The sequence below is a fragment of the Dactylosporangium sp. NBC_01737 genome, from assembly GCF_035963215.1.
Classification (GTDB): Bacteria; Actinomycetota; Actinomycetes; order Mycobacteriales; family Micromonosporaceae; genus Dactylosporangium.
Genome location: NZ_CP109153.1, coordinates 5,571,474 through 5,585,014 on the forward strand (window position 1 = coordinate 5,571,474; position 13,541 = coordinate 5,585,014).

16 protein-coding genes and 1 pseudogene are annotated in these 13,541 nt (G+C 72.3%); 8 read left to right on the forward strand and 9 right to left on the reverse strand.

Going from position 1 to position 13,541, the window contains the following annotated elements:
• Positions 1-5: 5 nt before the first annotated feature.
• From OHA72_RS25120 to OHA72_RS25135, 4 genes are all read right to left on the reverse strand, one after another.
• On the reverse strand, positions 6-920 hold the full coding sequence (locus OHA72_RS25120; protein ID WP_327010239.1) for an alpha/beta hydrolase: 915 nt from the start codon (positions 918-920) through the stop codon (positions 6-8).
• Positions 917-1,585, reverse strand: coding sequence for a 4a-hydroxytetrahydrobiopterin dehydratase family protein (locus tag OHA72_RS25125; RefSeq protein WP_327010240.1), 669 nt, complete (start codon positions 1,583-1,585; stop codon positions 917-919). The genes OHA72_RS25120 and OHA72_RS25125 overlap by 4 nt, the downstream gene beginning before the upstream one ends.
• A gap of 17 nt (positions 1,586-1,602) precedes the next feature.
• Positions 1,603-1,794 (reverse strand): hypothetical protein, encoded by a 192-nt coding sequence (locus tag OHA72_RS25130; protein ID WP_327010241.1) that lies wholly within the window; start codon positions 1,792-1,794, stop codon positions 1,603-1,605.
• A 65-nt stretch (positions 1,795-1,859) separates the two neighbouring features.
• Entirely contained in the window at positions 1,860-3,062 is a 1,203-nt protein-coding gene (locus OHA72_RS25135) for an MFS transporter (RefSeq protein WP_327010242.1), read from the reverse strand.
• A gap of 93 nt (positions 3,063-3,155) precedes the next feature.
• On the opposite strand from OHA72_RS25135, the gene OHA72_RS25140 reads away from it, so the two are divergent.
• From OHA72_RS25140 to OHA72_RS25155, 4 genes are all read left to right on the forward strand, one after another.
• The gene (locus tag OHA72_RS25140; protein WP_327010243.1) at positions 3,156-3,698 is read left to right on the forward strand and encodes a TetR/AcrR family transcriptional regulator; all 543 of its coding nucleotides are present in this window, start codon (positions 3,156-3,158) and stop codon (positions 3,696-3,698) included.
• Between the two features lie 11 nt (positions 3,699-3,709).
• On the forward strand, positions 3,710-4,066 hold the full coding sequence (locus tag OHA72_RS25145) for a DUF427 domain-containing protein (RefSeq protein WP_327010244.1): 357 nt from the start codon (positions 3,710-3,712) through the stop codon (positions 4,064-4,066).
• Between the two features lie 122 nt (positions 4,067-4,188).
• Complete coding sequence (locus OHA72_RS25150) at positions 4,189-5,421, forward strand: L,D-transpeptidase (protein WP_327010245.1); 1,233 nt, start codon at positions 4,189-4,191, stop codon at positions 5,419-5,421.
• A gap of 597 nt (positions 5,422-6,018) precedes the next feature.
• Entirely contained in the window at positions 6,019-6,216 is a 198-nt protein-coding gene (locus OHA72_RS25155; RefSeq protein WP_327010246.1) for a hypothetical protein, read from the forward strand.
• Between the two features lie 75 nt (positions 6,217-6,291).
• Here OHA72_RS25155 and OHA72_RS25160 read toward each other — a convergent pair whose 3' ends face one another.
• The 3 genes and pseudogenes from OHA72_RS25160 to OHA72_RS25170 form a co-directional block, all read right to left on the reverse strand.
• Positions 6,292-7,041 (reverse strand): SDR family oxidoreductase, encoded by a 750-nt coding sequence (locus OHA72_RS25160; protein WP_327010247.1) that lies wholly within the window; start codon positions 7,039-7,041, stop codon positions 6,292-6,294.
• A gap of 16 nt (positions 7,042-7,057) precedes the next feature.
• A pseudogene (locus tag OHA72_RS25165) lies at positions 7,058-7,969 on the reverse strand (glutathione S-transferase family protein); the annotation flags it as partial.
• A 5-nt stretch (positions 7,970-7,974) separates the two neighbouring features.
• The gene (locus tag OHA72_RS25170) at positions 7,975-8,673 is read right to left on the reverse strand and encodes an SDR family oxidoreductase (RefSeq protein WP_327010248.1); all 699 of its coding nucleotides are present in this window, start codon (positions 8,671-8,673) and stop codon (positions 7,975-7,977) included.
• A gap of 85 nt (positions 8,674-8,758) precedes the next feature.
• On the opposite strand from OHA72_RS25170, the gene OHA72_RS25175 reads away from it, so the two are divergent.
• The 3 genes from OHA72_RS25175 to OHA72_RS25185 are packed head-to-tail and all read left to right on the forward strand — an operon-like array spanning position 8,759 to position 10,532.
• A complete protein-coding gene (locus OHA72_RS25175) occupies positions 8,759-9,313 on the forward strand; it encodes a TetR/AcrR family transcriptional regulator (protein WP_327010249.1) in 555 nt (184 codons plus the stop codon).
• A gap of 48 nt (positions 9,314-9,361) precedes the next feature.
• On the forward strand, positions 9,362-9,706 hold the full coding sequence (locus OHA72_RS25180; protein WP_327010250.1) for a DUF1330 domain-containing protein: 345 nt from the start codon (positions 9,362-9,364) through the stop codon (positions 9,704-9,706).
• A gap of 22 nt (positions 9,707-9,728) precedes the next feature.
• On the forward strand, positions 9,729-10,532 hold the full coding sequence (locus OHA72_RS25185; RefSeq protein WP_327010251.1) for an SAM-dependent methyltransferase: 804 nt from the start codon (positions 9,729-9,731) through the stop codon (positions 10,530-10,532).
• An 89-nt stretch (positions 10,533-10,621) separates the two neighbouring features.
• Here OHA72_RS25185 and OHA72_RS25190 read toward each other — a convergent pair whose 3' ends face one another.
• Together OHA72_RS25190 and OHA72_RS25195 are read right to left on the reverse strand one after the other, a co-directional pair.
• Complete coding sequence (locus OHA72_RS25190; RefSeq protein WP_327010252.1) at positions 10,622-11,674, reverse strand: serine hydrolase domain-containing protein; 1,053 nt, start codon at positions 11,672-11,674, stop codon at positions 10,622-10,624.
• 46 nt (positions 11,675-11,720) lie between these two features.
• Positions 11,721-12,962: an FAD-dependent oxidoreductase gene (locus tag OHA72_RS25195; protein WP_442788743.1), complete on the reverse strand. Its 1,242-nt coding sequence runs from the start codon at positions 12,960-12,962 to the stop codon at positions 11,721-11,723.
• Between the two features lie 112 nt (positions 12,963-13,074).
• Here OHA72_RS25195 and OHA72_RS25200 point away from each other — a divergent pair, with 112 nt between their 5' ends.
• Positions 13,075-13,539 carry a MarR family winged helix-turn-helix transcriptional regulator gene (locus OHA72_RS25200; protein ID WP_327010254.1) on the forward strand — a complete coding sequence of 155 codons (465 nt, stop codon included), beginning with the start codon at positions 13,075-13,077 and terminating at the stop codon, positions 13,537-13,539.
• Positions 13,540-13,541: the final 2 nt, after the last annotated feature.

Here is a 13,541-nt window from a genome sequence, read left to right on the forward strand (position 1 = left end):
GATCTTCAGACGTCCTGTCGGGACGCCGGCCACCAGTCTGCACTGGCTCCGCCAGTGGTGTCCCGGCCGACCCTGGAAAGTAACCGGGTGGCATCACGCAGCCACCGTGCGTCAGTTTCGGCGCAGGCGGTTGACACGTGGACGGACTGGGCGAAGTTGTGCACGTGCCCCGCCGCGGCCCGGTGGACGACCGGCACGCCCGACGCGGCGAGTCGTTGCGCGTACAGGCTGCCGCCGTCGCGGAGCGGGTCGTGCTCGGCCACGGCGACCAGCGCCGGGGGCATGCCGGTGAGGTCCGCGGTCAGCGGGTTCGGCACCCCGCCCGGCGCCCACCACCCGATCCACTCGCGCAGCTCGGCGACGTCCAGGGTGTACCCGGTGCCCTTCTGCGCCACGCTCGGCTGGGTCGCGGGCAGGGTGAGGTCGATGAGGGGGCAGATGAGCAGCTGCGCGTCGACCCGGTCGCGCCGGGCGAGGGCCGCCTGGACGGCGAGGAACCCGCCGGCGGAGTCCCCGGCGACGGCGACTCTGGCGGCGCTCTGGCGGTCGAGCACGGTGAGGACGTCGTCGACGGCGGCCGGGAACGGGTGCTCCGGCGCCCGCCGGTAGTCCACGGCGACGACGGTCCGGCCGGTGGCCTGCGCGAGCCGGCGCGCGAACGCGTCGTGGGTGTGCAGGTCGCCCAGGACGAACCCGCCGCCGTGCGCGAACACGATGACGTCGGCGCCCTGGTGGTACACCCGGACGTCCACGGCGCCCACGGTGCGGTCCTCGACCGGCATCGCCGGGCCGGGCGGGCGCAGCGCCGCCCGCTCCCGGCCGCCCCGGCGCAGGTCGGCGACGCTCACCGGCGGGCCGGGCACCCGGGACGCGGCCACCATGGCGGCGATGGCGTCATCGGCGAACACGTCGAGGGTCAATCGCGGCCTTGCCAGGTGGTGATGCAGACCTCGTTGCCCTCGATGTCGGCGAGAATCCAGTACGCGGGTGCCGCCGCCTCCGACATGAGGATGCCGCCGGCGGCGAGTGCGGCGGCGATCCGGTCCGCCGCCGCGTCGTGGGGGACGCTGATGTCCAGGTGGATCCGGTTGCGCTCGATTCTCGGCTCGGCCATCTGCTGGAACCACACGGCCGGCCCGAGCCGGTGCGGGTCGACGACGGCCGCGCCCGGGTCGTCGTGGGCGCCCTCCTCGTCCTCGTAGCCGAGGACGGCCTTCCAGAACGGGCGGACCCCGGGGATGTCGATGGCGTCGACGGCGATCTCGATGAGCTGCACGGGCCGTCCCGTGGTGGGGACGGTGCCCAGGCCGAGCTCCCGCAGGGACCCGGTGAGGGCCCGGGCGAGCTCGATGTCGCGGGCGGTGACCTTGGCCGCGCCGAGGGTCTGCAGGGTGAGCAGGACGTGGTCGGCGCGCAGGTCGAGCCACAGGTGCCGGTCGGCGTCGTCGCCGGCGGCGGCGGTGCACCGGGCGGCGACCTCCGCTGCCTGCCCGATGGAGCCGACGGGGACCGTCGTCATGAGGGTGCTGAGGATGTACCGCCATCCGACGTCGATGACCGCGTCGCTGATCTCCTGCCGGTTCATCCGACCGAATCTAGCGCCTACAGGTACACGTCGACGCCCTTGCCGTCGGAGACGTTGTTGGCGACGGCGGTGTTGTGCCTGGTGCCCATGAGGGCGCTGAGCGTGTCGGCCTGGGCGTTGACCTGGGCCTGCGCGGTCGCGGGGTCGACGCCGCGGCCGGCCGACGGGACGCTCCACGTGATGGACGAGGCGATCTGGGCGACGTTCATGCTGGCTCCTGTCGTTCGCCGGGTCGGTCGTGTCCACATCGGCCCGCCCGCGGCGACCTGAAGGGTTATGCGGCGCGGGTCAGCCGCCACTGGCTGAGCAGCCCGGCCGCCGCGGCGGCGAGGATCGCGGTGCCGTACAGCACGACGGTGGTGAGCAGGCCCAGCGGGGCGACGAGCTGCCCGGCGACGATCGCGGGGACGCCGAAGGACAGGTACGCGACGAGGAACACCGCGGCGAACAGCCCGGCCCGCTGGTGGGTCTCGGCGAGGGGGCCGACGGCGCGCAGCGCCCCGGAGAACGTGGCGCCGAACCCGGCGCCGCCGATGATCCCGCCGGCCCAGACGAGGGGCAGCACGACGGTGCCGATGCCGAGCAGGACGACCGCGGCGCCGAGCAGGACGGCGCCGCCGCCGAGCAGGATGGTGCGGCGCGGGTGCAGGCGGCCCAGGACGTACCCGGCGACGGCGGCGGACGCGGGCGGCAGGAACGCGGTCGCGCCGTTGAGCAGCCCGCTGTCGCGGTGGAAGATGTCCCGCACGATCGTCGGGGCGAGACCCATGAACAGCCCGGCGAACATCCAGCTGGCCAGGTGCACGGGGATCGCGGCGCCGAACTCGCGGCGGGCCGCCCGCGGCACCGTGACCCGCGGTTTGAGCGAGTCGAGGGCGCCGGCACGGCGGGTCACGGTCTCGCCGGAGAACGCGGCGGTGAGCGTGCCGAGGACCATGATGACGGCCAGGACGCCGAAGACGATGAGGTTCGCGGAGCCGGTGAACTGCACGGCGGCGCCGGTCAGCAGCGCGCCGAGGCCGAGCCCGCCGGCGGGGGCGGCACCCGCGACGATCGTGCCGAGGCGCTTGCGGTGCGGCGGCGCCAGCTCGACGAGGGCCGCGGTGAACGCGCTGCTGGCGGCGCCGGTGGCCACGCCCTGCACGACGCGGGCGGCGATGACCCAGCCGATGTTCGGTGCGAACACGAACATGAGCATCGCGGCGAACTCGACGCTGAGCGCGCCGACCAGGACCGGCCGGCGGCCGACGTGGTCGGACAGCGACCCGAACACCAGCAGCGCCGCGAGCAGCCCCAGCGCGTACGCGGCGAACGCGACGGTCAGGACCCACGGCGCGAAGCCCCACTCGCGTTCGAACAGCACCAGCAGCGGCGTCGGCGCGCCGGCCGCCAGGTACAGCGAGGCGAACGCGAGCCCGGCGCCGGTGAACGCGAGCCCGGCGGGCAGTGTGACGGGTCGGACCAGTGCGGTCGTCATGCCGTACCCCCTAAAGCAATTTTCGTTGCGTTAGGCTGAAGCTACGCCCCTCGCGGGCGCTAAAAGCAACTATCGTTGCGTTAGGAGCGTCACATGACGGCCGGGAAGCGCACCGGCGGCCGCAGCGCCGTCGTGCTGGCACAGGTCAGGACCGCGGTCGAGGACCTCGTGCGGGAACGCGGCGCCGAGCGGGTCACCATCCCGCTGATCGCCGAGCGCGCAGGGGTCAACCCGACCTCGATCTACCGGCGCTGGGGCGACCTGCCGACGATGCTCAACGACATCGCCACGTACCGGCTCGACCCCACCCGGCCGCTGCCGGACACCGGTGAGCTGCGCGCCGACCTCATCGCCTGGGCCGGCGAGATCGTCGAGCACTACGCGAAACCGGTCAACGCGGCCCTGCTGCGCGGCGGCGCCGCCTCCGCAGGCGAGACCGAGTCCGACTGCCTGCGCAACCGCCGCGCCGAGGCGCAGGTCCTGGCGGCCCGCTCCACCGCGTCGTTCGCCGCCGACGACCTCATCGACCTGGTCATCTCGCCGATCATCTACCGCGTGATCTTCCTGCCCTGGACGCTCACCCCGGACCTGGCGCAGCGCTGCGTGGACCGGCTGCTGAGCGCCGGCCCGAGCTAGGGTCGGGATTCATGAAGATCCCAGGACCCGAGCACCCGATCACCGTCACCCCGACCGGGCGGCGCGTCACGGTCCGCGTCGACGGCGTCACGGTCGCCGACACCACGGACGCGCTGACGCTGCAGGAGTCGACGTATCCGCCGGTGTACTACCTGCCCCTGGACGATGTCGACCAGTCGCTGCTGCGCCGCACCGAGCACTCGACGCACTGCCCGTACAAGGGCGACGCCTCCTACTACAGCGTCGTCACCGCCGACCGTGAGCTGACCAACGTGATCTGGACCTACGAGACGCCCTACCCGGCCGTCGAGCCGATCGCGAAACGGGTCGCGTTCTACACCAACCAGGTCGACCTGACGGTGGAGTGACCGCGCCCGTTTAGCCCCATTCGCCGGCGGGCCCACACGCATGATCGTCGTCGCACGCAACCTGAGGGGCTTTGCGAGACGTCTTCGTGTGGGTACCGTTCGCGAACGGGGAGGGTGCAGACATGCTGAGTCGTCGAACAATGCTGGCCACCGGAGCAGGGGTCGCCACCGCGGCCGTCCTGGCGGGCTGCTCCGACGGGGGCAAGAAGACCGGCGCGGCCGCGGGAGGGACCGACGGCGCGGGCGGCGGGGGAGGCGGCGGCGCGCAGCCGGCGAAGCTCACCATCACGCCCGCCGCGGACAGCAAGGACGTCGCACCGTCCAGCCCGGTCACCGTGGCGATCGAGAACGGCACGCTGGACACCGTCACGGTTGCCGCCGGCGGCAAGACCCTGGCCGGCACCCTCGCCGAGGACAAGCACGGCTGGCAGTCCACCGGCGCGCTCGCCTACGGCCAGACGTACACCGTGACGGTCACCGGCGTCGACACGGCCGGCACCGCGGTCAACCAGACGGCGACGTTCACCACGCTCAAGCCGGCCAGCACCGTGTCGATCACGTTCCAGGCCAACCCGATGCTCGCGCTGAAGAACGGCAACACCTACGGCGTCGGCCAGCCCGTCATCGTCTTCTTCAACAAGGCCGTCACCAACAAGGACGCCGTCGAGCAGGCGATGCAGGTCACCACGTCGCCCGCGGTCGAGGGCAAGTGGCACTGGGTCAGCGGCCAGAGCGCACACTGGCGCCCCGAGAAGTACTGGGCACCCGGCACCACCGTCAAGGTCAGCGCCAACCTGCTCGGCGTCGACGTCGGCAACGGCGTCTACGGCGGCGCCAACGCCTCCGCGAGCTTCTCCATCGGCAAGTCCCGCATCGCCATCGCCGACTCCAACACCAAGCAGATGGAGTGCTACATCGACGGCCAGATGGTCCGCAAGATCCCCTGCAGCATGGGCAAGGGCGGCAAGGGCACCATCGGCTCCAAGGGCGAGAAGATCGACTACCTGACCGCCAGCGGCGTGCACGTCCTCATGACGAAGGAACCCCTCGTCACGATGAGCTCCGCCAGCTACGGCGTCACGGACAAGAACAACCCGAACTACTACGAGGAGAAGATCCGGCTCGCCTGCCGCATCTCCCTGTCCGGCGAGTACGTCCACCTCGCCGACTGGAACATCCCCAAGCACGGCAAGGAGAACACCTCGCACGGGTGCATCAACATCGCCCCGGACCACGCGAAGTGGTTCTACGACACCTTCGACGTCGGCGACGTCGTCGAGGTCCGCAACACCCCGAAGAACCTGACCCTCACCGACGGCCTCGGCGACTGGAACGTCCCCTACGCCCAGTGGTGAGCTGTGCTGGCTGGGGCACTGTGCTAGCTGGGTCACGGCTGGCGCCGCGACCCGGCGGGGGGTTCCCACCCCGCGACCCCCCATGCCCGCTTCGCTCCCACTCAAGCTGTTTCTTCCGCGGCGGCCTTCGGCCGGAAGAGCAGTGGGGGATTCTCACCCCACACCCCCAATGCTCGCTTCGCTCCCACTCAAGCTGTTTCTTCCGCGGCGGCCTTCGGCCGGAAGAGCAGTGGGGGATTCTCACCCCACACCCCCAATGCTCGCTTCGCTCCCACTCAAGCTGTTTCTTCCGCGGCGGCCTTCGGCCGGAAGAGCAGTGGGGGATTCTCACCCCACACCCTCAATGCTCCGCTTCGCTCGCACGCCCTGCGCTTCGCGCGGCCGGAACACGCGCGTGCGCGCTGCATCCGAAAGGCCGGGGGTTGCGGTGTTCGAGCCTCACGACGGGTCTGGCGTCCGGCTCAGCGTGAGACTCCCCTCGCGCGCCTGACGCGCGTTTCCCGCCACCGCCGCCTTCTTCGCGGGCGGACATTTCGCGTTTTTCGGGAATATGCCATATAGCGGATGAGTGGACCGCAGAATCATGCGGTGCGGGGGATGCGGGTGCTTGTCACCGGGGACGGGCGGTGGCGGCTTGAGGTGCGGGCGAGGGGTGTCGACGTATACGACCGCGGCTCCCAGGACACCCGCCGCACCCGGGTCGGCGCGCTGGTCCTGCGCCAGGCCGACCTGGACCGCGCCGTGCGGTACCTGCTGGAGCAGGGTGCCGACGTCGACACCCTCCACGAGCGCTGAACCGTGCCGGCCGGCGGGGGTTCCCCGCCCCGCAACCCGGGTTGTTTCAGTGAGGGAGCAGGGCGCCCGCGGGAGTCAGCGCCCGCCGGCCACGCGGACGGTGGTGCCGGTGACGTAGGAGGCGGCCGGGCTCAGGAGCCAGGCGATCGCCTCCGCGACCTCGGACGGTTCGCCGGGGCGGCCGAGCGGGGCGGCCGGGCCGGCGCGGTCGGCTCGGTCAGGGTCGCCGGAGACGGCGTGGATCTCGGTGCGGATGATGCCCGGGGCGACGCCGTTGACGCGGATGCCGGCCGGGCCGAGCTCCTTCGACAGGCCGATCGTGAGGGTGTCGAGGGCGGCCTTGGTCGCGGCGTAGTGGATGTACTCGCCGGGGCTGCCGAGGGTCGCGGCGGCCGAGGACACGTTGACCACGGCGCCGCCGCGGGGCAGGACGCGGGCGGCCTCGCGGGCGCACAGGAAGGCGCCGACGATGTTGACGTCGACGACGCGGCGCAGGTCGGCGGCGGTGAGGTCGGTGAACGGGCCGATGCGGGAGGTGGTGCCGGCGTTGTTCACCAGACCGGTGACCGGGCCGAGGGCGTCGGCGGCGGTCGCGAACAGGCGCACGACGTCGTCCTCGACCGACGTGTCGGCCCGCACCGCGACGGCGGTCCCGCCGGCCGCCTCGATGGACGCGACGAGCGCGGCGGCGGCGTCGGCGGAGCGCTCGTATCCGATGGCGACGCGGTGCCCGTCGCCGCCGAGGCGCACGGCGGTGGCGAGGCGCACGGCGGTGGCCGCGCCGATGCCCCGGCTGCCGCCGGTGACGATGGTGACCTGATCCATGGTCAGGATCCTAGGCACGCCCGTGGGGGAGGTCCCAGCCGGACAGGTCGGGGCCGAGCGGGACGATGCCCGACGGGTTGATGTCGCGGTGGACCTCGTAGTAGTGGCGCTTGATGTGCTCGAAGTTCACCGTGTCGCCGAAGCCCGGGGTCTGGAACAGGTCACGGGCATAGGCCCACAGGACGGGCAGCTCGGTGAGCTTGTTGCGGTTGCACTTGAAGTGGCCGTGGTAGACCGCGTCGAACCTGACCAGCGTGGTGAACAGCCGGATGTCGGCCTCGGTGATCTGGTCGCCGACGAGGTAGCGCCGGGTCGAGAGGCGTTCGGAGAGCCAGTCGAGGCGGGCGAACAGCCGCTGGTAGGCGGCGGCGTAGGCGTCCTGCGAGCCGGCGAACCCGGCGCGGTACACGCCGTTGTTGACGTCGCGGAAGACCAGGTCGTTGACCTCGTCGATCTCGGCGCGCAGGGCCGTGGGGTACAGATCCGGAGCATCGGGCTTGTGGAACTGCGTCCACTCGGTGGACAGATCGAGGGTGATCTGGGCGTAGTCGTTGGTGACGACCTGGCCGGTGGTGGTGTCCACGACGCAGGGCACGGTGATGCCGCGCTCGTAGCCGGGGAAGCGGGCGAAGTAGGCGTCCTGGATGCGTTCGATGCCCAGCACCGGGTCGCGGCCGCCGGGGTCCAGGTCGAACGTCCAGCTGCGCGCGTCGTGCGTCGGGCCGCAGACGCCCATCGACAGGACGTCCTGCAGGCCGAGCAGCTCCCGCACGATGACGGCGCGGCTGGCCCAGGGGCAGGCCCGGCTCACCACCAGTCGGTAGCGGCCGGGCTCGACCGGATAGCCGTCGCGGCCGTCGGCGGTGATGCGGGTGGTGATGTAGTTCTGGTCCCGCTGGAACTCGCCGGTCGACCGGTAGGCACCCATACGTCCTATCCTGCCATTGCGGCGTACCGATCCGCCGGGTCGGCCGTCAGGGACGCCTTGGCGCCGCGGGACGTGTCGTCGGCGAGGACCTCGTCGCGGTCCTGCTCGATCGCGTCGAAGACCTGCGCGGCCACCGCCACGGGGCTGATCTTCGGGGCGTCGACGGACGCGGCCATGTCGGTGTCGACGTAGCCGACGTGCAGGCCCGTGACGCCGACGCCCTGCGGTGCGAGCTCCAGGCGCAGCGCGTCGCTGGCGGACCACAGGGCGGCCTTGGTGGCGCTGTACGAGTGCCCGAACGCGACCCACGACAGCGCCGAGTGCACGTTGACGATGCGGCCGCCGCCGTTGGCGAGGAGCTGCGGCAGGAACGCGCGGGTCACGTTGATCGGGCCGTAGAAGTTGGTCTCGAACTCGCGCCGCACATCGTCGAGGTCGCCGGTGACGAGGCTGGCGCCGACGTAGATGCCGGCGTTGTTGATCAGGACGGTGACGTCGCCGGTCTGCTCCGCGGCCCGGCGGACCGACGAAGGGTCGGTGACGTCGAGGGCGACGGCCTGCACGTCGGGTGCGGTCACGGTGCGCGGGTCGCGGGCGGCCGCGTAGACCTTCCGGGCGCCCCGGGCCACGGCCTCGGCCGCGAGGGCCTTGCCGATGCCACGGTTGCCACCGGTCACCAGTACCACCGCGTTCTTGAGGTCCATTTCGTTGCTCCCTGTTCGGCCGAGCGGAAACCGATCGGTTTCCGGCTGCCCGGCAACCATAAACCGATCGGTTTATCATTGGGGTGTGACCTCCCCGACACGTGAGCGCCTCTTGCGCACCGCCGCCGACCTGTTCTATGCCGAGGGCGTCGGCGCGGTCGGCGTCGAGCGCCTGTGCCAGACCGCGGGCGTGTCGAAGCGGTCGATGTATCAGCTGTTCGCGACCAAGGACGACCTGGTCGCGGAGGCCCTGCGGGTGCACGGGCCGGCCACCGTCGCGCACTACTTCGCGCCCGAGGACGCCGGGCTCACCCCGCGCGAGCGGATCCTGCACGTGTTCGGTGTCCTGGAGGAGCAGGCCGCCGCGCCCGGATTCCACGGCTGCCCGTTCGCCAACACCACCATCGAGCTGCACGACGCGACGCACCAGGCCAGCCGCGTCGCACTGGAGTTCAAGCAACAGCTCGAGGTGTACTTCCAGCGCCAGGCCGCCCTGCTCGGCGCCCGCGATCCGCAGCAGCTCGGCACGCAGCTGCTGATCGTGTTCGACGGCGCATCGGTGCGCGCCGTCATGCGCGGCGGCGGCATCGACGGCGTCGCCACCCGCACCGCCGGGATGCTCCTCGACGCGTTCGCATGACCTCACAGGTCATCGACACGCCTCCCCGCAACGGTGAGGATCGGTGGCATGACGGCATACGCACTCGCCCACCTGCACGACCCGAACATGCACGAGGACGTCCTGGTCTACCTGGAGCGCATCCAGGCGACCCTCGACCCGTTCGGCGGCACGTTCCTCGCCCACGGCCCGGACGTGGAGGTCCGCGAGGGTGAGTGGCCCGGCACGATCGTGCTGCTGCAGTTCCCCGACGCCGACGCGGTCCGCGCCTGGTACGACTCGCCCGCCTACCAGGAGATCCTGCCGCTGCGCACCGACCACATCAGCGGCTCCGCGATCCTCTTCGACGGCGTGCGTCCCGGCCACGACCCGGCGAAGATGGCCGCCGCGATCCGCGCGGGCCAGACAGGTTGAGCGCCCGTATACAGTTTGCCGCGTGTCCACGGATCGAATCGACACCAGCGTCGCCCACCCGGCCCGGCGATACAACTACTGGCTCGGCGGCAAGGACCACTTCGCCGCCGACCGCGCCTCCGGCGACGCGATCGCCGCCGCCTGGCCCAGCGCGCCGATTGCCGCCAGGGAGAACCGGCGCTTCCTGGGCCGCGCCGTCAGGTTCCTGGCCGGCGAGGCCGGCATCCGCCAGTTCCTGGACATCGGCACCGGCCTGCCCACGGCCGGCAACACGCACGAGGTCGCCCAGGCGATCGCCCCGGCGGCACGGGTCGTGTATGTCGACAACGATCCCATGGTCATGGTCCATGCGCGGGCGCTGCTGACCAGCGCCCCCGAGGGCGCCACCGCCTACCTCGAGGCCGACCTGCGCGACCCGGGCCGCATCCTCGCCCACCCGGACCTGCGCGCCACGCTCGACTTCACCCGGCCGATCGGTCTCATGCTCGTCGCCGTGCTGCACTTCATCCACGGCGGGGGCGCCGGCCGCCCGATCGTGCGGGAGCTCCTGGACGCCCTGCCCGCCGGCAGCTACCTGGTCGCGAGCAACGCGACGAAGGACTTCCTGCCGCCGCAGATCGCACAGGTGTACGACCGGATGCTGGCCGCCGGGCAGACGGACATCTGGCCCCGCGACCGCGCGGAGTTCACCGCCCTGTTCGACGGCCTGACCCTGGTCGACCCGGGCGTCGTCGCGGCACACGCCTGGCGCCCCGACGGCGACCTCGATCCCGCCCTCACCCCCGCGGACGTCTCCGTCTACGGCGCCGTGGGGAAGCTGGGCTAAGGCGTGTTTGGTAAGTGGGGTCGGTGCGAGGCGAGGCCCAGGCGGCGTCTGGGTCCGCCGCAGCCCGGCATCCACTTACCAAACACGCCTTAGCGCAGGGCGGCCTCGACCGCGTCGTACATGGCGTTGCTGCGGTCGTGGTCGCCGAGGCGGCGGGTGACGTAGGCGAGGCTGTAGCCGAACGAATCGTCGCTGCCCGCGGAGGAGCCGCCGATGCCGCCCATGCCGAACCAGGCCTCGTCGCGGCGCCAGCCGAGCGTCCAGGTCGCGTCCTCCTGCAGCAGCAGGTCGAAGCCGACCGCCTGCGGGCCGATCGCCTCGGCGAGCAGCGGCTGGGGGAGCAGGTCGGCCAGGGTGGCGTAGAAGGCGGCGAGGCCGCGGGCGGTCGCGTGGCAGTTGACCGCGGGCAGCTCGCCGCCGCGCCACAGCGGGCCGTTGACGACGTCGGTGGCGAGCAGCGCCGCCGGGCCGAGGGCGCGGGCCCACAGGTCGCCGTGGCCGTGCAGCTGCCGCTCGGGCCAGTCGGGGGTGGCGTGCTCCACCTCGGCGCAGCGGTCGATGTCCACGGGGGACAGTCCGAAGTGGACGTCGAGGCCGAGGGTGCGCACGACGTCGCCGACCGTCTCGCCGGTGGCGCCGCGCAGGATCTCGCCGAGGATGGTGCCGTACGTGAGGGCGTGCTCGCCGACCGCGGTGCCCGGCTCCCACTCGAGGGGCGTCGCCGCGATCGCCGCCGCGAACCGGGTGCCGTCCAGGATCTCCGCGACGTCGGTGACGGCGGCGGCGGGCAGGCCGGCCTGGTGCGCGAGCGCGTGCCGGACCGTCGCGGCGGGGTGTGGGAACGCCTTCCAGTAGGCGGCGATCGGTGCGTCCAGGTCGATCCGCCCGTCGGCGACGCGGCGCAGCACCGCCATGGCCGCGACGGGTTTGCCCGCGGAGAACACCGTCGACAGGGTGTCCGCCTGCCACGGGCGGGTCCGCGCGGCGTCGGCCCAGCCGCCCCACAGGTCCACCACCAGGGTCCCGCCGGCGTACGCGGCGACCGCCGCGCCCGTCTCCGCGCCCGAGGCGAACAGCTCCTCGAACGCCTCGCGGACGCCCTCGAACTCGGACGCCACGCTGCCCCGCACGATGTCAGTCACGCGCCGCACCCTACCGGCGCCTCCAGCGGGCCGCTGGCAATTCCGTTCAGTCCTCGCGGTCGCCGCCGCGGGTGGTGTACAGCGATGCCTCGAACCGCCGCCGAAACGCCGGGACGTGGTCGATGACCCGCAGGAACGTGCGCTGGCCGGTGAGCGCGAGCCGGCCGACGACCGGCCGGTGCACGAGCTGGTCGCCGCCCGTGCGGGCCTTGGAGGCGGCCACGGCGGCGAAGCCGTAGTCGCGCATCCGACGCTCGTACACCTGGATGCGGCCGGAAACGGGGCCGTCGCCGGAGGTGAGGTCCCGGACGAGGTGGTGCGCGTCGCGCAGGGCGGTGTTGGCGCCGACGCCCTGGCCGGGGGTCATGGTGTGGATCGCGTCGCCGAGCAGCGTCACGGTGTCGGACGGCCAGGCCGGCACCGGCACCGAGGTGCGCACGGTGATCGGGAAGCAGCTGGCGGGGTCGGTCAGCGCGAACAGCCGCCGCAGCGCGGGGCTCCACCGCGGCGTCATGGCGAGGGTCTGCGCGATCAGCCGGGCGCCGTCGAAGCCGGTGACGCCGGCGGGGAAGCGGTCGCGGTGCGCCGAGATCCCCCAGTTGATGTGGTCGCCGGTCGGGTCGTCCGGCAGCGGTGACACGCCGGCGGGCCCCCACGGGAACTCCAGCACGTGCAGGATGCAGGCGAACCCGTGCGGGGCGATGACCAGGCCGATGCCCGGGAACACCCCCTCGGGCAGCAGGGCGCGGGTCTCGTCGGTGAGCGGCACCTTGCCGCCGATCGCGACGACGCCGGAGTCCTCGACCCGGGCGTGCGGCAGCCGCTGGGCCCGCACCCGCGAGTTCGTGCCGTCGGCGCCGACGAGCACGTCACCGGTCGCGGTCGAGCCGTCGGCGAAGTGGGCGGTGACGGTGCCGTCGCCGTGCTGCTCGTAATGGGTGAAGACGCGGCCGAAGCGGACCACGTCCTGCATGCCGGTGTACAGGACCTGCCGCAGGGTCATCCGGCTCACCGACTTCTCGTCGTTGACGTCGTCGGCGGGCGGCCGCAGCGGCACCGTGAGCGTGCGGCGCAGGCGCTCGTCGAGGAACGCGAACGTCTCCGGCGCCCGCGCGCAGGTCCGGGTGAACAGGTCGAACACGTCCGGCGGGAGGCAGGCATTCAGGGCGCGGCTGCCGTCGGGGTCGATGCCGACCCGGTAGCCGTGCAGCCCGCCGGTCCGGGTCCGGTGCCGCTCGTAGACCTCCACGTCGACCCCCGCCCCGCGCAGGCCGTGCGCGAGGCACATGCCGCCGGTACCGCCGCCGATGACGATCACACGCACGATGGTCTCCTAGAAAGTCGAGTAACTAGATTTTCTAGTGTCTTAGCCTACGAGGGATCCCGTAGGATCGGCAAGTGTGGGAACGACCGCACGCGCGGACCTGCTCGCCGAGCTCGGCCAGGTCATGCAGGCCTATCAGCGCGCCATCGACGTGCTCGACCAGCGCGTCGCCGACCGCCTCGGGCTCAACCGCACCGACATGCGGTGCCTGGAGCTGCTCTTCGCGCCCGAGCCGCTCAGCCCCGGGGAGCTCGCCACCGCCGCCGGGCTCACCACCGGCGGCGTGACGACCGCGATCGACCGTCTGGAGCGCGCCGGGTATGTCGCACGGGAGCGCGACTCCGCCGACCGCCGCCGGGTCACCGTGCACCCCACCGAGCAGGCCCGGCGCGTCGTCGCGGAGATCTACGGCCCGATCGTGACCGAGGGCGACGCGCACCTCGCCCGCTACGACGACGCGACCCTCCGGCACATGATCGAGTTCCTGTCGTTCGCCACCGACCAGCAGCACCGCCACGCGGCCCGGCTCGGTGAGGGGTAGGT